16 protein-coding genes and 2 pseudogenes are annotated in these 18552 nt (G+C 50.8%); 14 read left to right on the top strand and 4 right to left on the bottom strand.

Annotated elements, in window-relative coordinates; genetic code table 11:
* Positions 1–402: 402 nt before the first annotated feature.
* The 3 genes from QN395_RS17575 to QN395_RS17565 are packed head-to-tail and all read right to left on the bottom strand — an operon-like array spanning position 403 to position 1964.
* On the bottom strand, positions 403–675 hold the full coding sequence (locus QN395_RS17575; RefSeq protein ID WP_323492482.1) for a type II toxin-antitoxin system YafQ family toxin: 273 nt from the start codon (positions 673–675) through the stop codon (positions 403–405).
* Positions 675–935 carry a type II toxin-antitoxin system RelB/DinJ family antitoxin gene (locus tag QN395_RS17570; RefSeq protein ID WP_323492483.1) on the bottom strand — a complete coding sequence of 87 codons (261 nt, stop codon included), beginning with the start codon at positions 933–935 and terminating at the stop codon, positions 675–677. Before QN395_RS17570 ends, QN395_RS17575 begins: the two co-directional genes overlap by 1 nt.
* Before the next feature lie 51 nt (positions 936–986).
* Positions 987–1964, bottom strand: a complete 978-nt coding sequence (locus QN395_RS17565) for a RepB family DNA primase (RefSeq protein ID WP_323492484.1) — start codon at positions 1962–1964, stop codon at positions 987–989.
* A gap of 443 nt (positions 1965–2407) precedes the next feature.
* Between QN395_RS17565 and QN395_RS17560 the strand changes: the two are divergent.
* The 14 genes and pseudogenes from QN395_RS17560 to QN395_RS17495 all read left to right on the top strand — a co-directional run bounded on the left by QN395_RS17560 (position 2408) and on the right by QN395_RS17495 (position 16319).
* Positions 2408–3165 (top strand): annotated as a pseudogene (locus QN395_RS17560) (IS5 family transposase).
* Positions 3166–3362: 197 nt separating this feature from the next.
* Positions 3363–4874: a F0F1 ATP synthase subunit beta gene (atpD, locus tag QN395_RS17555; protein WP_323492485.1), complete on the top strand. Its 1512-nt coding sequence runs from the start codon at positions 3363–3365 to the stop codon at positions 4872–4874.
* Positions 4871–5260: a F0F1 ATP synthase subunit epsilon gene (locus QN395_RS17550; RefSeq protein ID WP_323492486.1), complete on the top strand. Its 390-nt coding sequence runs from the start codon at positions 4871–4873 to the stop codon at positions 5258–5260. Before atpD ends, QN395_RS17550 begins: the two co-directional genes overlap by 4 nt.
* Positions 5253–5588: an AtpZ/AtpI family protein gene (locus QN395_RS17545; RefSeq protein WP_323492487.1), complete on the top strand. Its 336-nt coding sequence runs from the start codon at positions 5253–5255 to the stop codon at positions 5586–5588. The genes QN395_RS17550 and QN395_RS17545 overlap by 8 nt, the downstream gene beginning before the upstream one ends.
* Positions 5581–5895, top strand: a complete 315-nt coding sequence (locus QN395_RS17540; protein ID WP_323492488.1) for an ATP synthase subunit I — start codon at positions 5581–5583, stop codon at positions 5893–5895. Before QN395_RS17545 ends, QN395_RS17540 begins: the two co-directional genes overlap by 8 nt.
* Entirely contained in the window at positions 5885–6610 is a 726-nt protein-coding gene (locus QN395_RS17535; protein WP_323493116.1) for a F0F1 ATP synthase subunit A, read from the top strand. Before QN395_RS17540 ends, QN395_RS17535 begins: the two co-directional genes overlap by 11 nt.
* Before the next feature lie 23 nt (positions 6611–6633).
* A complete protein-coding gene (locus QN395_RS17530) occupies positions 6634–6915 on the top strand; it encodes a F0F1 ATP synthase subunit C (protein WP_323492489.1) in 282 nt (93 codons plus the stop codon).
* Between the two features lie 2 nt (positions 6916–6917).
* Entirely contained in the window at positions 6918–7757 is an 840-nt protein-coding gene (locus QN395_RS17525; protein ID WP_323492490.1) for a F0F1 ATP synthase subunit B, read from the top strand.
* Positions 7754–9403, top strand: coding sequence for an alternate F1F0 ATPase, F1 subunit alpha (locus QN395_RS17520; protein ID WP_323492491.1), 1650 nt, complete (start codon positions 7754–7756; stop codon positions 9401–9403). Before QN395_RS17525 ends, QN395_RS17520 begins: the two co-directional genes overlap by 4 nt.
* Positions 9400–10281 carry a F0F1 ATP synthase subunit gamma gene (locus QN395_RS17515; RefSeq protein ID WP_323492492.1) on the top strand — a complete coding sequence of 294 codons (882 nt, stop codon included), beginning with the start codon at positions 9400–9402 and terminating at the stop codon, positions 10279–10281. The genes QN395_RS17520 and QN395_RS17515 overlap by 4 nt, the downstream gene beginning before the upstream one ends.
* 248 nt (positions 10282–10529) lie before the next feature.
* Positions 10530–11627, top strand: coding sequence for a transaldolase (gene tal, locus QN395_RS17510; protein WP_323492493.1), 1098 nt, complete (start codon positions 10530–10532; stop codon positions 11625–11627).
* Positions 11624–13294, top strand: coding sequence for a glucose-6-phosphate isomerase (gene pgi / locus QN395_RS17505; RefSeq protein WP_323492494.1), 1671 nt, complete (start codon positions 11624–11626; stop codon positions 13292–13294). The genes tal and pgi overlap by 4 nt, the downstream gene beginning before the upstream one ends.
* Entirely contained in the window at positions 13284–14942 is a 1659-nt protein-coding gene (gene pgm / locus QN395_RS17500; RefSeq protein ID WP_323492511.1) for a phosphoglucomutase (alpha-D-glucose-1,6-bisphosphate-dependent), read from the top strand. Before pgi ends, pgm begins: the two co-directional genes overlap by 11 nt.
* A 144-nt stretch (positions 14943–15086) precedes the next feature.
* Positions 15087–16319 (top strand): annotated as a pseudogene (locus QN395_RS17495) (glucoamylase family protein).
* Here the strand turns inward: QN395_RS17495 and tkt are convergent.
* Positions 16311–18398, bottom strand: coding sequence for a transketolase (tkt, locus tag QN395_RS17490; protein ID WP_323492495.1), 2088 nt, complete (start codon positions 18396–18398; stop codon positions 16311–16313). The pseudogene QN395_RS17495 and the gene tkt sit on opposite strands and share 9 nt — an antisense overlap.
* Positions 18399–18552: the final 154 nt, after the last annotated feature.

Here is an 18552-nt window from a genome sequence, read left to right as displayed (position 1 = left end):
TAGCCGCAAGGGCTTCTGTGAATCTCTCTGGAAACGCCCCGCGCTGACAACTGGAAAATTTACGACGCTGTTTGACAGGCATAGCCAGCCTTAAGAGTCGCTATTACGTCTTCAATCGGCGTGGCTTGTTCTTCGCCAGAACGGATGCGCTGTATCACAGTTTCGGCCGTCTGTAAGTCCTCGCGGTCTTGCAATTCTTCAACCGTTTTTTCGTGCCAAGTCGCATCACTGCCAACCTCTGCACATAGTTCGCTGAGATACTGGAAGACACTTTCTGAACGAACAAAAAGCCGCGCACATCACATGATGTGAGCGACTTCTTCAGGGTTGCCCCTGGCCGTGTCGAACAAGAGCATTTCGCCCACGGCGGCCAAGGCTTCAAGCTCAAGCTGCTTGCTGGATTTATTCATCGAACAAATCCGAATGTCGCCCGGTACGCTCGAACCTCACAACGTCCTCGACAATTTTGTAAATCAACAGCCAATCAGGCTCAATATGCGCATCCCGAAAACCACGCCATCCGCCTTTCAGCGGGTGGTCGAGATAGCTGGCGGAAAGAGGTTTACCTTCGATGAGCAAGCCCAGCAAAGTCTTGAGTTTGTCCATATCCTTGCCACGTTTTTGCGACTGCTTCACGTCGCGTTTGAACTGGCCGGAATAGTCAGGCTGACGCATTAAATACCAAGCTGTCCAAACAGATCATCAGCATCTTTAGCGTGGTACACATCTTCACCGCGCTCGCTCTTTACCAATGTTATTGCCGTCGTTTTGTTGGGCGTGCGCATATCGAACGGCAATGCCTTTTCCTTGGCAATTTTGGTCAACGCAATACGCACCACGTCAGACACAGTAAGCCCCATACCAGCCAGCACGGCAGCGGCTTCGTTTTTTAGCGTTTCGTCTATCCGCGCCCGGACAAATGCTGTTGCAGCCATGATTAATCTCCTATGAATAAGTTTTATTGTAGCTCAAACAAGCCACGAATGCTAGCGACTCATACTCGGTGCGTTGTCCCGCTCGATCTTCTGCGCCTTCTCCTGCACTTCCTGCACAATTTCTTGCTTCTTCTGTAGCAGCTTAACTGGCTCACGCCCTTCCAGCTTCTCCCACTGCTGGCGGTACTTGCCAAGCTCGGTAGCTTGACGGTCGCCTGCGGCGCTGTAGGCATAGCGGGCGGTGCGCTGCGCGTAGTCGTTCCAGTCACGGGCTTCTTCCTTCGGTCTGGTGGCCGGTGCGCACTGCTTTACCACATTTGCAATCTCGCCTTGCTGATAGCCTGTGACGCGCAGGCGAACCGCAATCATCGAGTCCACGCGCGATAGGTCAATCGCCCCGCCACGCTGTCGAGCAATCACATCCTCATAGTGTTTTTGGTAGGCTTGCGCCACGCCACCGGCTGGCGCGTCAATCTTGATTTCCGCTTTTGGTTCGCGCTCTTTTTGCTGCGTTTTTTGCTGTGCCAACTTCTGATATTCCGCATCAATCTCGCGGGATACATGCAGTGTCTTGTCACACTCGCGCTTTTCCGCCTTGAGTAATTTCACCTCTGGAAAAGTACCATCGTCGCGCCGGTGTTTCAGCTTGCGATTCTGATACGATGGTGCGCGGTGCGGGTGGATGCAGCCCGATAATTTCGGGTCGCCGTATTCCTTGTTCAGTCGGTCACTGAGTCGGTTGCCCACATCACGATCATGGGCAGTTCCGAGCTTTGGCACTGTCACGATTGCCTGGTAATTTCCAGGACTGCTTTCCAGTATAACCGCTGGTTTGTAGCCATCTGCAATGAACTTATCGAGCTTGGCGCGGTTCATGTCGTCAATCAAAATATGGTGCTTCGATTCAGACAGTGGCGTGTAGTAAATATTCTCTCCCCGCTTTTGCAAGCGTTGCATTTCCGGTGTGCGCTGCGCCATGTCATCCGGCGTAAATCCCTTGGTTGTTAAACAGCGCAGAGAATTTTCCACTTCAATTGAAATTCAGCGTCCAGGTAATTTTCGTCGATCCAATAGCCGCAAGGGCTTCTGTGAATCTCTCTGGAAACGCCCCGCGCTGACAACTGGAAAATTTACGACGCTGTTTGACAGAATAAACACTGCACACAGGTATTGGCTAGGATATGGGAGCTATTTTTATTCAGTTATCGAAAGCACCCAAATCTAGTCTCTTAACATGGTTGGACATTAGCAGCGAATTAATCGCTTGATAACCAATCTGAGCCAGTAATGTAAATATTCGGTGCGCGCCAACACCAGTAACTTCAACTGCACCAGTCGGTGCGTCTGTATCTGATTAATCCCCGCGGCCGATGTGACCTCAACCAATGTTAAGTTCCGTCGAGATGCTTATGGCCTGTTAACAATCAATAAAATGTGTCTACATTCGGTATTTGAATAACTGAGTACCGAAGATGCAAGAGATCAGGAAACTATTGGGCGATGACCAATGGGAGAAATTATCCCCGCTATTGCCGGGCAAGCCGAGCGATCCCGGGGCGATCGCGCAGGATAATCGTCTATTTTTTGAAGTGGTGCTCTGAATCGTACGTACGGGTTCGCCGTGGCGGGACTTGCAGTCTGAATTGGGCAATTGGCACACGACGTACATGAGGTTCAAGCGCTGGAGTGAGTCGGGTGTATGGCAGCGCTTGATCGAAGCCGTCAGTGGTGATCGTGCTTTGGAAATGCTGATGATCGACAGTACGGCTGTACGTGCGCACCAACATGCGGCTGGCGCCCAAAAAAAGAAGGGTATCAAGCGATAGGTCGCTCGCGTGGTGGATGGACCAGCAAAATTCACGCGGTTGTCGATGCGCACGGCAATCTAGTGCGCTGACTGTTGACTGGTGGCGAGGTGGCCGATATTACGCAAGCCAAACCGCTGCAGGAAGGTTTGAAAACCGATGCGGTACTGGGCGACAAGGGCTACGATGCCAACGATCTGATTGACAGCATTCACGCCAGCGGTGCGACAGCAGTCATTCCGTCCAAGCGCAATCGCGTGGTTCAGCGCGACTTTGATCGGCATCTGTATAAAGACGGTAACTTGGTCGAACGTTTTTTTAATCGAATCAAGCAATTCCGACGCATCGCAACACGCTATGAAAAACTGGCTCGTAACTACTTGTCTTTCCTTAACTTCGTTTGCGCTTACATCTGGATCGCTTGATTGTTAACAGCCCCTAGTATAGAGCAGCGAGCTTTGAAGATAACTGTGCTACAACGCACAGACAGGTCTCATAGATTTTGACATTATAGTTATACGAAACGTGGGCAACAAGCATTGACCGCACCTGTGTCGCTACCATTCATAACAGATAACAGACTTTTTCGCTTTATCGAAACAACATTCCTGTGAATGCCGAAATGCATCTAACTGAAAACATGGCGAAGAATTTGGAGGAAATGCGATCCATCAATCGGGGAACTGTAATCTCGGTTCATGGTAGTGTAGTGGACGTTCGTTTTGATAGCCTCCTGCCACCGATCCATACAGTTCTTCATGCAAATGAAGGGCGCATCATTCTCGAAGTGCTGACCCAGCCCAGTGCGACCCATGTTCGTACAATTGCGTTGACTCCCACCCAAGGTTTGGCTCGCGGTATGGAGGTGAAAGACACTGGTGGGCCATTAAAGGTACCAGTTGGAAAAAATATTCTCTCCCGTATGTTTGACGTGTTCGGCAATGCGATTGATGGCCAGCCCGCGCCCTTGGATGTGCAATGGAGATCAGTGCATCGGGCACCGCCGCCGCTGGCCGGTAGGTCAAATAAATCCGAAATTTTTGCGACTGGCATCAAGCTCATTGACGTGCTGGTGCCGCTTGAGCGAGGGGGAAAGACCGGTTTGTTCGGCGGAGCGGGCGTTGGTAAAACAGTCATGCTTACTGAAATGATTCACAACATGGTCGGCCACCAGGACGGTGTCAGCATTTTTTGTGGAATTGGCGAACGTTGCCGCGAAGGCCAGGAGCTTTACCACGATATGAAAGAAGCTGGCGTACTGCCCAACATGACCATGATATTCAGCCAGATGAATGAACCGCCGGGTAGTCGTTTTCGTGTAGGTCATGCAGCGTTGACGATGGCCGAATATTTTCGGGATGACGAACACCGTGATGTACTTCTGTTGATCGATAATATTTTCCGGTTCATCCAAGCTGGTTCGGAAGTATCAGGTCTGATGGGGCAGATGCCTTCGCGCTTGGGTTATCAGCCGACCATGGGGACGGAGTTGTCAAGCCTGGAGGAGCGCATAGCCAACACGGATGGCGGTGCCATTACATCTATTCAAGCAGTGTATGTACCTGCTGACGATTTCACCGATCCTGCCGCGGTGCATACATTTTCACATCTGTCTGCCTCTATTGTACTGTCGCGCAAGCGGGCCAGCGAAGGCCTGTTTCCAGCCATCGATCCCCTGCAGTCGAGTTCCAAGATGGCGACACCCGGGATTATAGGCGAACGACACTACGCATTGGCACAAGAAATCCGACGCACATTTGCGCAGTATGCGGAACTCAAGGACATCATTGCGATGCTTGGTCTCGAGCAGCTTTCGCCAGAAGACCGAAAGGTTGTTGCCCGCGCACGTCGCCTGGAACGTTTCCTCACGCAACCATTTTTTACGACCGAACAATTTACCGGCCATCAAGGGAAATTGGTGAGCTTGAAAGATGCGTTGGATGGATGTGAACGGATTTTACGTGACGAATTCAAAGACATGCCTGAAAGTTCGCTATATATGATCGGTGCGATAGAAGAAGCAATTGCAAATCAGAAAGTAGATAAGCCAGTCGTGACAGTACCACACCTGCATCCTGGCTTGGCATCAAAATCGACGGCCGAAGGTGAATCTGATGTGGCGACCACAGCATGAATCTCAAGATCCTTTTACCGTTCAAGATATTCGTCGACACCACAAGCGTCATGCGCATTGTGGCTCAGATGCCAGAGGGTTCATTTGGGCTTCTTCCACATCGACTCGATTGTGTTGTAGCGCTGGCGCCAGGGATATTCATCTACGAAACCTTAGCCGATGGCGAGGTCTTTGTGGCAGTCGATCAAGGCGTGCTGGTCAAGGCTGGCACGAATGTCCTTGTGTCGGTGCGCCAGGCAATAGGTGGAACCGATCTTGCGCAATTACGAGATGCTGTTGAGCGGGAATTTTTGACCGTGGGTGTACGCGAGCAAAATGTGCGCACAGTCATGGCGAAATTGGAGACTGGATTCTTGCGAGGCTTTGCCAATTTTCACCATGAATAATGAACCCGGAAAAATAATTAAAGTACCGCCAACTCTGGCCGACGAGGTTGGTGCGAAAGCACGACGCAAGCTCAAGGCGAGTGGCAACAAGAATCAGGGTGTCTGGTTTGGTATGGGTATGATGGGATTGATCGGCTGGTCAATAGTTGTTCCCACGCTACTAGGTGCGGCGTTGGGACACTGGTTAGATCAGCGCAATCCAGATGGGCGCTCATGGACCTTAGCGTTACTTGTGGCTGGTCTGGTGCTTGGTTGTTTCAACGCGTGGCACTGGGTCGCTAAGGAGGAGATGGCAATGCGGGAGGAAGATGAGGCTGGCGATGAATGATATCTTGTCACTGGCAATTGCATTGATAGCTGGCGTCGGTTTCGGCGGTTTCTTTTTTGGTGGCCTTTGGTGGACTGTTCGCCACGCTATGGCATCGACACGGTCAGTAATATGGCTTTCAGTCAGCTTGCTGCTGCGCATGGCTATTACTTTGATTGGTTTTCATTTTGTGACGAACGGTCACTGGCAGAGGCTGCTGGCATGTGTACTAGGATTTCTCATGGCACGCACCTTGGTGATGTACTTTACGCGATCAACTATTGTTTCGCTTACTCAACCAGTGGAGAAGTCCAATCGTGCGACTTAGTCCTGATGAAATGATCTTCTGGCAATATGGTGTTCTCAAGATCAATGCCACCATTGCGTATACATGGGGGGTGATGTTGATATTGGTAGTTGGTTCAAAATACATCACCCGCAGATTGTCTATCGACATGCGGCGGTCGCGCTGGCAAAATCTGCTTGAAATCATTATTACCACCATCAACAAGCAAATCGTGGACGTTGGCCTGCGTAATCCGAGGAAATATATCGGTTTTTTGGGGACTTTGTTCCTGTTCGTTGCGACTGCTAGCTTGTGTACGATCATTCCGGGCTACGAACCACCGACGGGTTCACTCTCAACTACGACAGCACTGGCTCTATGCGTGCTTGTGGCAGTGCCTATGTTCGGTATCGAGGACCAAGGAATCGTCGGCTATCTGAAATCCTATATAGAGCCGACCATCATCATGCTACCGTTCAATCTCATCAGTGAGCTGTCGCGCACGTTGGCGTTGGCTGTCCGCCTGTTTGGCAACATGATGAGTGGAGCGATGATTGTCGCTATTTTACTCACTATCACACCTTTTCTGTTCCCGATCGTGATGACTGCATTGGGCCTACTTACCGGTATGGTGCAAGCCTACATTTTCTTTATTCTGGCTGCGGTTTACATCGCCGCCGCCACACGTGTTCGCAAGCGCAAGATTGCGCCAAAGGTTGACCCACTTCTGCCACCTATGGTGGATGCCAATGATTAAAGCAAGTAAAAGAAGGAACTACCATGGATAGTATGACCATTATCGCAGTGGCATCAATTGTCATCGCTGGCCTCACCACCGGATTCGGTTGCCTGGGACCGGCATTGGCTGAGGGTAGAGCGGTTGCCACTGCACTTACAGCGCTGGCGCAACAGCCCGATGCTTCTGCCACCATCACACGCACCTTGTTTGTCGGTCTGGCAATGATTGAGTCCACTGCGATTTATTGCTTTGTTGTGTCGATGATACTCATTTTCGCTAATCCATTCTGGAACACTGTGATCGCCCATGTTGCTGGGAAATAGTCATGCTGATTGATTGGTTCACCGTCGGTGCACAAACACTCAACTTCCTGGTTTTGGTTTGGTTGCTGAAACGGTTTCTGTATAAACCCATCTTGGATGCCATTGATGGGCGAGAGGCAAGCATCGCAAAAGAACTGGCTGATGCTAACGCAAAACGAGTCGATGCTCTGGCGGAACAGGATGAGTTTCAGAAAAAGAACGCCTCGTTCGACCAGCAACGGTCAGAGCTACTTGAGCAGGCCACAAATGATGCGAATACTGAACGTCTGCGTTTGATCGACGCCGCGCGGGCGACGGCAGAAGCTTTGCATACCAAGCAACAATTACAAATGGAAAGTGAAGAACATAATCTGCATGAGGAGATCATTCGTCGTACTCACGAGGAAGTTTTTGCCATCACTCGAAAAACGCTGATCGATCTCGCAGATACGAAGCTGGAGGAACGCATAACCGAGATGTTCTTGCACCGCCTGCGCGCACTTAACGACGGGGACAGAGCCAGTCTGGTCGTCGCAATGAAAGGCATATCCGATCCGGTACGTGTGCGCAGCGCCTTCGATCTGCCAAAGGTGCAAGAAACTGCACTGCAAATGGAACTCAATGCGCTATTGAATTCCACCGTGAACGTCCATTTTGAGACCGCGCCAAAATTGATCAGTGGGATTGAATTAAGCATCCATGGTCAGAGAATCTCATGGAATATGGTTGACTATATCGACCAAATGGAAAATAGCATCGCTGCATCTGTGATAACGCAATCTAAACTGGAGGTCACCGCTGAAGTTGCGATACCTGAACCCTCAGCCGAGCATTCAGTGGCTTTGGGCGAGGCGAAAAAATGAGCGCGTTGCCCAATCAGTTAAAAGTGGCTTTCGATCAGGCATTTTCCGGACTAATTGTGGGGCGGGACGCTTTCACGCAGCAACTTGTCCCGCGAGAAATGGGCTTAATCACCAGCGTTTCCAATGGTGTAGCCCATGTTTCGGGTCTTCTTGGTGTCGGCTATGAAGAGCTGGTGAAATTTCAAAGTGACGTGTACGGTATTGCATTCAACGTCGACGAGGATGAAATAGGTATTGTGCTGCTAGGCGACTATTGGCAATTACATGCGGGTGATGACGTCGAACGCACCGGCCGCGTCATGGACGTAGCTGTCGGAGATGGTTTGCTGGGGCGCGTCATTGATCCACTTGGGCGGCCACTTGATGGTAACGGTGCAGTGGTTTCTAGTCAACGATTACCAATCGAGCGGGCTGCAGCTGCCATCATGGACCGTGCTTCGGTGACTGTACCTCTGCAAACGGGCTTGAAGGTGATAGACGCGCTCATACCGATTGGACTTGGCCAGCGCGAACTAATACTTGGTGATAGACAAACAGGGAAGACAGCAATTGCTATCGACACTATTCTCAACCAGTTGGGAAAGAATGTAGTTTGTGTATATTGCGCGATTGGTCAGCGTGCCTCTGCTGTAGCAAAGACAGTGGCTACGTTGAGGGGAAAAGATGCACTGGATTACACGGTTGTCGTCGTGACAGATGGAAACGACCCGCCCGGTCTTACCTACATCGCGCCCTATGCGGCGACCAGTATCGCAGAGTATTTTATGGAGGTTGGACGCGATGTGCTGATTGTATATGATGATCTCACATTGCATGCGCGGGCCTACCGCGAACTGTCTCTTCTACTACGCCGACCACCTGGACGCGAGGCGTTTCCAGGCGATATTTTCTACATTCATTCGCGACTGCTTGAGCGCGCCACGCATCTTTGCGAAAAACGGGGAGGTGGTTCTCTCACTGCAATGCCCATTATTGAAACCCAGGCGCAAAATATCTCAGCTTATATTCCGACCAATCTGATTTCGATTACGGATGGTCAAATTTACTTGTCGCCTTCACTATTTGAATTAGGTATTCTTCCTGCTGTCGACGTAGGAAAATCGGTTTCCAGAGTTGGGGGCAAAGCGCAGAGTGCTGCCTACCGGGCGGTAGCAGGTGATCTCAAACTCGCTTATGCCCAGTTTGAGGAGCTAGAAACCTTCGCCAGGTTTGGTGCTCAGCTTGATGAAAACACATCGGCAATTATTGAGCACGGATTACGGATTCGCGCTTGCCTCAAACAGCCCGAGTCTGCACCAGTTTCAGTGTCTTCACAAATCGCTGTGTTACTTGCCTTGACCGGCAAGCTGTTTGATACTGTCCCGCTTAACCGTATGAATGACGCAGAGCATGCCGTTCGCATGGCAGCTCCAAGCCTGCCCTCAGCCGTAAGCGCACGATTTGAAAGTGCAGATACTTTGAGCGGAGAGGATAGGGCCTGTATACTCCAAATAGCTCGTACAGCACTCATTGAATTTCAAACTGTGCCAGACAGTAATGAATCAAAAACAAAAAAATTGCAAGAATTGGAAAACGAAAAAGTAAATGCATTAAAGAACGACAAATTGAAATTGAAACCCAAGGTTGCTGACGAGACGCTGCCATGAGCGATACCATGACAAGTCTGCGCCACAAAATTGACAGCGCTGCAAATCTTCAATCCGTAGTGCGTACAATGAAGGCTGTGGCTGCGTCCAGTATTGGACAGTACGAAAACGCCTTGCGTTCGCTCGACGACTATTATCGAACCGTACAATTGGGATTGACTGCCTGTCTTCGTCAGAATGCACCAGCTGTTCCATCGTCAACTCTACAAAAAAAAGCAGACGGAATAGGCGCAATCGTGTTCGGTTCTGACCAGGGACTTGTCGGTCAATTCAACGACGTGATGGTGGACTTTGTGGACACTACCCTGGCCTTGCTACCAGGGAAAAAAATGGTATGGGCTGTTGGCGAACGCATTGAATCACGATTAGCCGAAACCAAGATGGTTGCTGAAAGAAGCTTTTCATTGCCCAATTCAACGAGCACGATTTCGATTCTGGTTGGTGAGATCTTAATCGCAATTGAAGCCATACGTGAGCAGGGTTCCGTTACACAGATATACCTATTCTACAATCGTCGTATTTCTGGATCAACTTATGCGCCAGTTAGCCGACGACTTTTGCCATTTGACGATGTTTGGCGACGCGATCTTGCCGTCGTTGATTGGCCCACCAAGAATTTGCCTGAGATCATGAATCAAAAAAATGAAGCGCTGCTTGCCTTCGTGCGCGAATACCTTTTTGTGACTGTGTTCATGGCATGTGCCCAATCCCTGGCGAGCGAAAATGCTAGCCGTCTGTCAGCGATGCAACGTGCAGAGAAAAATATTGAGGAATTACTTGACGATTTGAACCGCAGTTTTCATCAACAGAGGCAAAGCGGCATCGACGAGGAGTTGTTTGATGTCATTTCCGGTTTCGCGGCATTTGTAAAATCTTAGCTTGAATTGGTCAAGCCGGAAAGAGGAGGAACTCCTGAAACACCTCGAAATCTGATTGATATGGTGGGAGTGCTGAGTCTATGTCAGTTGTAGTCAATTTATGTTTGCTGGCGTACTGACGCCATTGAATTTACCTCATATATTCAAAAGAGTCGTGCTAACACCGTCATAGACAAATGACGAGTAAGCGGAATGTAAGCAGGTGCCGCTAACTTGCGGCGTAATGTTGAAGAGAACAGGAAATCGCCATGAACGCTGCACAGCAACTTCACCAGTTAGGACAAAGCCTTTGGCTCGACAACATCACACGCGATTTGCTAGAAAACGATACTCTGCAGCACTACGTGAATGACCTGGCTATCACCGGGCTTACCTCCAATCCGACAATTTTCCACCACGCTATCCGCGATACGAATTTATACGATGAAGCAATTCACGAAAAATCGCTCAGCGTCAGTTCAATTGAAACCCTGTTCTTTGACCTTGCGCTTGAAGATTTGACGCAAGCAGCCGATTTGTTTTGTCCTATACATGATGCAACAGCTGGTATCGACGGCTGGGTGTCTCTGGAGGTATCGCCTTTGCTGGCAAATGATGCTGCTGGCACAATACGCGAAGCAACGCAGTTGCACGCACTTGCGCAGCGAGAAAACCTGTTCATCAAGATTCCGGGTACGCCTGCAGGGCTCGTTGCTATTGAAGAATCTATTTTTTCGGCTATCCCGGTTAACGTCACATTGTTATTTTCGCGCGCGCAATATCTGGCAGCGGCAGATGCGTATATGCGTGGTATCGAAAGACGAATTGCTGCGGGACTTGATCCCATGGTCGGCTCCGTTGCTTCAATTTTTGTCAGCCGCTGGGATGTGGCAGTCAAGAACAAAGTGCCTGCCGATCTTGCCAATCGTCTGGGTATCGCTATAGCCGAACGCATCTACTGTACCTACCGGGAACTGCTAGTCACTCCACGTTGGCGAAAACTCAGAGCCGCAGGTGCTCAAGAGCAGCGTCTGCTTTGGGCAAGCACTGGCACCAAGGACGCTGCGGCATCCGATACGCTGTATCTTCAGGCACTTGCTGCACCCGACACGATCAACACCATTCCCGAAAAGACCTTACTCGCTTTTGCCGATCATGGCAAAGTAAATGGCAGCATGCCCGCGAATGGCGGTGATGCAGAAAAAAAACTCGCCGTTTTTGCGGATGCCGGTGTAGACGTTGATTCGCTTGCCACTCAGTTGCAACATGAGGGGATCGAATCTTTCTATAAGTCATGGAACGATTTGATGGCGGTGATTGCATGCAAGAGTAAAAGTTTTGTCAAAACCAGCTCCAGCCGCATATGAGCTTAAAAAAAACAATATTTCCGCCCCGCAGGCTACTTGTCGATCAACCTGCCTGGCATAGCCTAGAGGTGCATCATCGACAGATTCGCGATCTGCATTTGCGGCAACTATTTGCAGACGACCCGCAGCGCGGCGAGCGATTAGCTGCTGAAGGCGCTGGCCTCTATCTCGATTACTCAAAGAATCGCGTTACCGAAGAAACTATCAAACTGCTGCTGCAGTTGGCCGACGAATGTGGTTTGGCTACACGGATTGAGGCAATGTTCAGTGGTCAGCAGATCAATGTAAGCGAAAAGCGCGCCGTGCTTCATGTCGCATTACGGGCACTGGCAAGCGAACGAATTGAGACTGAGGGAGTGGACGTAGTACCGCAGGTACATGCTGTACTGGATCAAATGGCGGCTTTCTGCGAAAGCGTGCGTAGCGGGGACTGGCTTGGTCATACTGGCCGGGTGATCCGCAATGTAGTTAATATCGGCATCGGTGGTTCAGATCTCGGCCCGGTCATGGCTTATGAAGCGTTGCGCCACTATAGTCGCAGGGACATGTGTTTTCGCTTTATTTCCAACGTCGATGGTACAGACTTTGCAGAGGCGACTCGCGATCTCGATCCAGAAGAAACCTTGTTCATTATTTGTTCAAAAACATTCTCAACACTCGAAACCCTGACTAATGCCTATTCGGCCCGCACTTGGTGTCTGTCAAAGTTAAAAGATGAGAAGGCAGTTCAACGTCATTTTGTCGCTGTATCTACTAATGCGGAAGGCGTTGCGGAATTTGGTATCGATACGGCAAATATGTTTATTTTCTGGGATTGGGTGGGAGGCCGCTATTCGATGAATTCAGCAATAGGCCTGTCAACAATGCTTGCCATCGGCGCAGAAAACTTTCGCGCCATGCTTGCCGGTTTTCATGCTATGGATAGCCATTTCAGGAGTGCACCGTTTGATCGGAATCTACCTGTACTCATGGGCATTCTAGCGATTTGGAATAATAATTTTCTGGGCGCAGAGACAATCGCCACACTGCCCTACGAGCATTACCTTAAGCGGTTTCCTGCCTACCTGCAGCAACTGACGATGGAAAGTAATGGCAAGCACGTTAAGCTCAGCGGTGAACCCGTCGAAGTAGCTACTGGGCCAATTTATTGGGGGGAACCTGGTACGAATGGGCAGCATTCGTTTTATCAACTGATCCATCAGGGAACCAGACTGGTACCATGTGATTTCATCGGTTTCTGCCAACCGCTTATCGCCTTGGGACGCCATCATGACTTGTTGCTGGCCAATTTGTTCGCGCAAACAGAAGCGCTGGCATTTGGTAAAACAAAGGAACAAGTTGAGGGAAAAAACACCCCTTCATGGCAGGTGCCACATCTCATTTGCGAAGGAAACCGACCGACTAATACCATCCTGGCCGAACGCCTGAGTCCGGAAACGCTGGGGCAACTGGTTGCACTGTACGAGCATAGTGTCTTTACCCAAGGAGCCATTTGGCAGATTGACTCCTTCGATCAGTGGGGTGTTGAACTGGGAAAAGATCTGGCGCAACGAATTATCCCTGAACTTGAGAGCACGAATGAGCCTAAGCTGGATCACGACAGTTCCACCAATGCCCTGATCAGGCGTTACCGGCGACTTCGCGGAAATCAACATGATGAAGCTTAGCCCATTGGCCGGCAAACTGGCACCAACGTCGATTCTGGTGGATATTCCCAAACTCGTAACAGCCTACTACAGCGCGGTGCCAGATCCAGCCGTGGCGGGACAGCGTATTGCATTTGGTACATCAGGTCATCGTGGTTCTTCTTTCGACAACAGCTTTAATGAATGGCATGTACTCGCAATCAATCAGGCAATCTGCGAGTACCGCGCTGGTCAGGGCATCAGCGGTCCTCTTTTCCTTGGGGTTGATACCCATGCGCTGTCGGTACCAGCTTATGTTAACGCGATAGAAGTACTTGCTGCGAACGGTGTCGAAATCATGCTGGCCGAGCAAGACGAATACACGCCCACACCCGCAATCTCGCTGGCGATTCTTACGCATAATCGCGGCAGAACGATGAGACTGGCAGATGGAATAGTGATCACGCCGTCACATAACCCGCCTGACAATGGCGGCTTCAAGTACAACCCACCGAATGGTGGTCCGGCAGATGCCGATGTCACTAATTGGATTGAGGCGAAAGCCAACAGCTTTCTCGAACAGGGGCTTAAAGGCGTCAAACGCATGCGCCTCGATAGAGCGCTGCATGCCGCCACTACGCACAGATACGACTACCTTGCCGCTTATGTCGACGATCTCGACAAGATAATTGATATGAAGGCAATTCGCGGCGCAAACCTTCGTCTTGGAGTTGATCCGCTCGGCGGCGCCGGCGTGCATTACTGGGCAAGAATTAGCGAGCAATACAATTTGAACCTGAGTGTAATCAGCGACGAAGTCGATCCAAGCTTTCGCTTCATGAGCGTCGATTGGGACGGGCGTATACGTATGGACCCTTCATCGCCATATGCCATGCAACGTCTGATAGGATTGAAGGATTGCTATGACATTGCTTTCGCATGCGATACTGACCATGATAGGCACGGTATCGTCACGCCAGGTGCAGGATTGATGCCGCCAAATCACTATTTGTCGGTCGCCATTGATTATTTGTTTCTGCATCGTCCACTATGGTCGAAAGGCGCAGGCGTCGGCAAGACCGTCGTCAGCAGCCAGATGATTGATCGTGTGTGTGCCCGTTTGGGACGTAAGCTGGTTGAGGTGCCGGTTGGCTTCAAGTGGTTTTCCGCTGGTCTGTACGAAGGTTCACTCGGTTTCGGCGGTGAAGAAAGTGCTGGTGCATCCTTCTTGCGTCTCGATGGTTCGGTTTGGACAACAGATAAAGACGGCCTGGTGCCTGCACTCCTTGCAGCAGAAATAATGGCGAATACCGGACGAGACCCAGGTGAACAATATCGCTTGCTGACACAAGAATTCGGCGACCCGGTTGCTGACAGGGTTGAGGCGTCCGCCACACCGGCGCAAAAAGCCATGTTGCTGAAGCTCTCACCGCAGCAGCTTCACTGTACCGAGCTTGCTGGTGAAAAAATTAAGTGTATCCTGACCAAGGCACCGGGCAACGATGTGGCGATTGGTGGCTTAAAGGTCACCTCGGAAGGCGGCTGGTTTGCGGCACGCCCGTCTGGTACTGAGGACATCTATAAAATTTATGCAGAGAGTTTTCGTGGTGAAGACCATTTGCAGCGCATAGTGAAAGAAGCGCAAGCGATTGTGGATGCTGTATTGGCGTCAGGAAAAGATGACGCGTAAAAACCACCGACGGGATTTGAAACCCCAGTGAGGTGAGATAGAAACACAACGGACAACGATTTAGTCAAAATTCAAGTGCTTAAGAAGAAACTATCTACCGAAGCTGAGTTGCAATTGCTTCAGCGCAAATCCTTTAGCTATTTCATGCACGAAACCAATCCCAAAAATGGACTGGTAATCGACAAGAATGCGCCGGATTGGCCCGCCAGCATTGCAGCCGTTGGCCTTGCATTGGCCGCCTATCCCGTCGCAATTGAGCGTGGTTTTATTTCAAGGGATTCAGCAGTTGAGCGTGTTTTGACAACTTTGCGCTTTTTCTGGAACAGCCCGCAAGGCCCTGAGGCTGACGCTACCGGGTACAGGGGTTTCTACTATCATTTTCTGGACATGCAAACCGGTCGGCGTGCCTGGGAATGTGAGTTATCAACTATTGATAGCGCGTTTCTGTTTGCCGGTGCATTGATGGCTGGTCAATATTTTGATGCAACAACGGCTGACGAAAGCGAGATTCGTTCGTTAGCCGATGCACTATATTTGCGAGCAGACTGGCCGTGGTCGCAGGCAGACGGCGCCGCAGTTTCCCTCGGATGGAGGCCTGAAAGCGGGTTTCTACCATATCGCTGGAAGGGTTATGACGAGGCACTGCTGCTTTACATTCTTGGACTAGGTTCACCAACCAATCCACTGCCTTCAAGCAGCTATACTGCCTGGTCGTCTGCCTATCAATGGGAGCACAGCTACGGGATCGATTATCTATACGCCGGCTCCTTGTTCACCCATCAGTTGTCGCACATCTGGGTAGATTTTCGAGGTATCCAGGATGCGTTCATGCGAAGCAAGGGTACCGACTATTTCGAGAACAGCCGACGCGCAACCTAAGTTCACCAACGGTATGCCATCGACAATCCTCATGGCTTCAAAGGATATAATGATAGTTGCTGGGGTATTACGGCTAGCGATGGCCCTGGTCCAGCGATCATTGAGCTCGACGGGGTCAAACGCGAGTTTTTCGATTATGTGGCACGCGGGGTACCACATGGCCCTGACGATGGCACAATTGCGCCATGGGCCGTGGTGGCGTCGTTGCCGTTTGCTCCAGAGATTGTACTTCCAGCCATTGATTACTTTTTATATCAGCTTGATTTGACAGGCAGTCATCCGTATGGTTTCAAGGCAACCTACAATGCCACTTATCCTTCCAGTAAACTTAACCCACACGGTTGGGTGTCGCATTGGCATTTCGGTATCGATCAGGGTCAGATCATCCTGATGGTGGAAAATTATCGTAGCGGACTACCGTGGCGCCTGATGCGAGACTGTCCATACATTGAAGCAGGTTTGCGGCGCGCAGATTTTACGGGTGGATGGCTAGAGTAGATTTCCTTCGAGTAGCAACGCCGCTACACGTCGACAGACATTTTCTACAGAAAAGCCGTATTCGCGCATCACTACGTCGCCACTTGCGGATGCGCCAAAATGATCTACTGCGAGCACCTCGCCTCGATCGCCCACGTACCGATGCCACCCTTGCGCCACACCTGCTTCGACTGCGAGTCTAATCTTTAATGCCGGTGGCAAGACCACGTCGCGGTAAGCACGTGGCTGTTCGTCGAACAGCTCCCAGCTTGGCATCGAAACAATGCGAGCTTGAATATTCTGATTCAGTAGTTGCTTCTGCGCTGCCACTACCAGCGCGACTTCTGAGCCGCTCGCAATGAGGATAATGTCTGGTTTACCATTTGGGGCTTCGGCCAAAATGTAAGCACCACACCGTAATCCGTCGGCAGAGGAAAATTTTGTTCGATCCAAAGTGGGAACGTCCTGACGCGTCAATATCAGCGCCACGGGCCGGTCGGGAGTTTCGACCGCTACTCGCCAGGCCACTGCCGTTTCATTGGCATCGGCCGGGCGTATCACAATAAGGCGTGGAACTGCGCGCAGATTCGCCAATTGCTCAACCGGTTGATGAGTAGCACCATCCTCGCCTAGCGCAATGCTGTCATGTGTGAAAACATATACCACGTGTAAACTCATCAATGCGGCAAGGCGTATCGCAGGACGCATGTAATCAGAGAAAACCAGAAAAGTCGCGGCAAATGGCAAACTTCCACCGTGGGCAGCCATACCGTTTATGATGGCACCCATTGCATGTTCACGTACACCAAAGTGCAGATTACGACCAGCAACGTGCCAGCCGCCGCCGTTGGAACCCTGGTGGTCGCTGGAGTCCAGATCGGCAGGCTGGAAATCACCAAAACCTGTTAGTGCGGTATGAGTCGATGGGTCGAGGTCAGCAGAACCGCCTATCAAAGCGGGAAGATGCGGCGCGATGGCATTCATGACCTTGCCTGAGGCCACACGCGTGGCCATACCTTTGGCATCTGCCGTGAACTGCGGAATGTCCTGATCCCAGCCTATTGGTAAAGCAGCACTGCCGTTTTCCATCAGTTGTTGCAACTCGAATGCCAGTTCAGGGAACATCGTTTGATAGGCAGAAAAATGATCATGCCATGTTGCTTCACTTTGTGCACCGGAAATGGTCGCTTCAAGAAAATGCAAACGGGCCATCTCTGGTATCTCAAACATTGCATCTTCTGGCCAGCCAAGTTTGTGCTTGGTCAGGCGCAACTCTTCTGTGCCGAGAGGTGAGCCGTGTGCCTCGAATGAATCCTGTTTGTTGGGTGATCCATATCCAAGATGCGTATGCACCAGTATTATAGAAGGTCGTCTAGTTTCGGCGCGTGCGGCCTCTATCGCCAGCGCTATCGCTGCCAGGTCATTACCATCTTCGATCGATTGTGTATGCCAGCCATATGCCTCAAAGCGGCACGACCTGTCCTCGGTAAACGTCATGTCGGTGCTGGCCGAAAGAGTCGTATAATTATTGTCGTATAAGCAAACTAGCTTACCCAGTTGCAGATGTCCAGCTAGCGATGCTGCTTCTGCCGCAATGCCCTCCATTAAGTCGCCATCGCTCACAATCGCGTACGTGAAATGATCGATTACCTTGAAGCTGTCGCGGTTGTAGCGTGCGGCGAGATTCGCTTCGGATAGTGCCATGCCTACAGCATTGGCAAGTCCCTGACCGAGCGGCCCGGTTGTCACTTCAACGCCTGGCGTCAGTCCCCGTTCCGGGTGACCTGGTGTGATACTACCCCAGCGTCGAAACTGTTTGAGTTGTTCTAGCGGTAGTGCGTAGCCTGTTAGGTGAAGCAAACTGTAGAGTAACGCCGAGCCATGCCCCGCCGAAAGCACGAAACGATCTCGGTCGAACCAGTGCGGATTGGCTGGATGGTGCTTGAGGAAACCAGTCCACAGCACGTAAGCCATTGGTGCAGCACCTAAAGGCAGACCAGGATGACCGCTATTCGCATTCTGTACTGCATCGACCGAGAGAAAGCGCAGCGTATTGACACACAACGCATCAAGCGCCGAAGGGTAACTGAATGCATGCATGCTATTTAACTCCTGGTTGCTATTTCTTTCTGGAGCTTGTGCGCTCTGTTCACCCTGGTCAGTACGGTAACGTACGCAGGATCCTGATTAATCCCGAGACACCAAATCGTGCTAAGCGCTAGCAGCGCCGGTCCGAAAATGTATTACGCCTTTT

It is taken from the genome of Undibacterium sp. RTI2.2, from assembly GCF_035018705.1.
Taxonomy (GTDB): Bacteria; Pseudomonadota; Gammaproteobacteria; order Burkholderiales; family Burkholderiaceae_D; genus Undibacterium.
This window is presented reverse-complemented; position numbering and strand designations above follow the sequence as displayed.

Bases quoted from the DNA above. Each gene is read 5' to 3' on its own strand.
- pgm (WP_323492511.1), top strand. From the start codon at position 13,284: ATGAAGCTTAGCCCATTGGCCGGCAAACTGGCACCAACGTCGATTCTG.
- QN395_RS17550 (WP_323492486.1), top strand. From the start codon at position 4,871: ATGAATCTCAAGATCCTTTTACCGTTCAAGATATTCGTCGACACCACA.
- QN395_RS17520 (WP_323492491.1), top strand. From the start codon at position 7,754: ATGAGCGCGTTGCCCAATCAGTTAAAAGTGGCTTTCGATCAGGCATTT.
- QN395_RS17570 (WP_323492483.1), bottom strand. From the start codon at position 935: ATGGCTGCAACAGCATTTGTCCGGGCGCGGATAGACGAAACGCTAAAA.
- QN395_RS17545 (WP_323492487.1), top strand. From the start codon at position 5,253: ATGAATAATGAACCCGGAAAAATAATTAAAGTACCGCCAACTCTGGCC.
- QN395_RS17540 (WP_323492488.1), top strand. From the start codon at position 5,581: ATGAATGATATCTTGTCACTGGCAATTGCATTGATAGCTGGCGTCGGT.
- pgi (WP_323492494.1), top strand. From the start codon at position 11,624: ATGAGCTTAAAAAAAACAATATTTCCGCCCCGCAGGCTACTTGTCGAT.
- QN395_RS17515 (WP_323492492.1), top strand. From the start codon at position 9,400: ATGAGCGATACCATGACAAGTCTGCGCCACAAAATTGACAGCGCTGCA.
- QN395_RS17575 (WP_323492482.1), bottom strand. From the start codon at position 675: ATGCGTCAGCCTGACTATTCCGGCCAGTTCAAACGCGACGTGAAGCAG.
- tal (WP_323492493.1), top strand. From the start codon at position 10,530: ATGAACGCTGCACAGCAACTTCACCAGTTAGGACAAAGCCTTTGGCTC.
- QN395_RS17530 (WP_323492489.1), top strand. From the start codon at position 6,634: ATGGATAGTATGACCATTATCGCAGTGGCATCAATTGTCATCGCTGGC.
- QN395_RS17525 (WP_323492490.1), top strand. From the start codon at position 6,918: ATGCTGATTGATTGGTTCACCGTCGGTGCACAAACACTCAACTTCCTG.
- atpD (WP_323492485.1), top strand. From the start codon at position 3,363: ATGCATCTAACTGAAAACATGGCGAAGAATTTGGAGGAAATGCGATCC.
- tkt (WP_323492495.1), bottom strand. From the start codon at position 18,398: ATGCATGCATTCAGTTACCCTTCGGCGCTTGATGCGTTGTGTGTCAAT.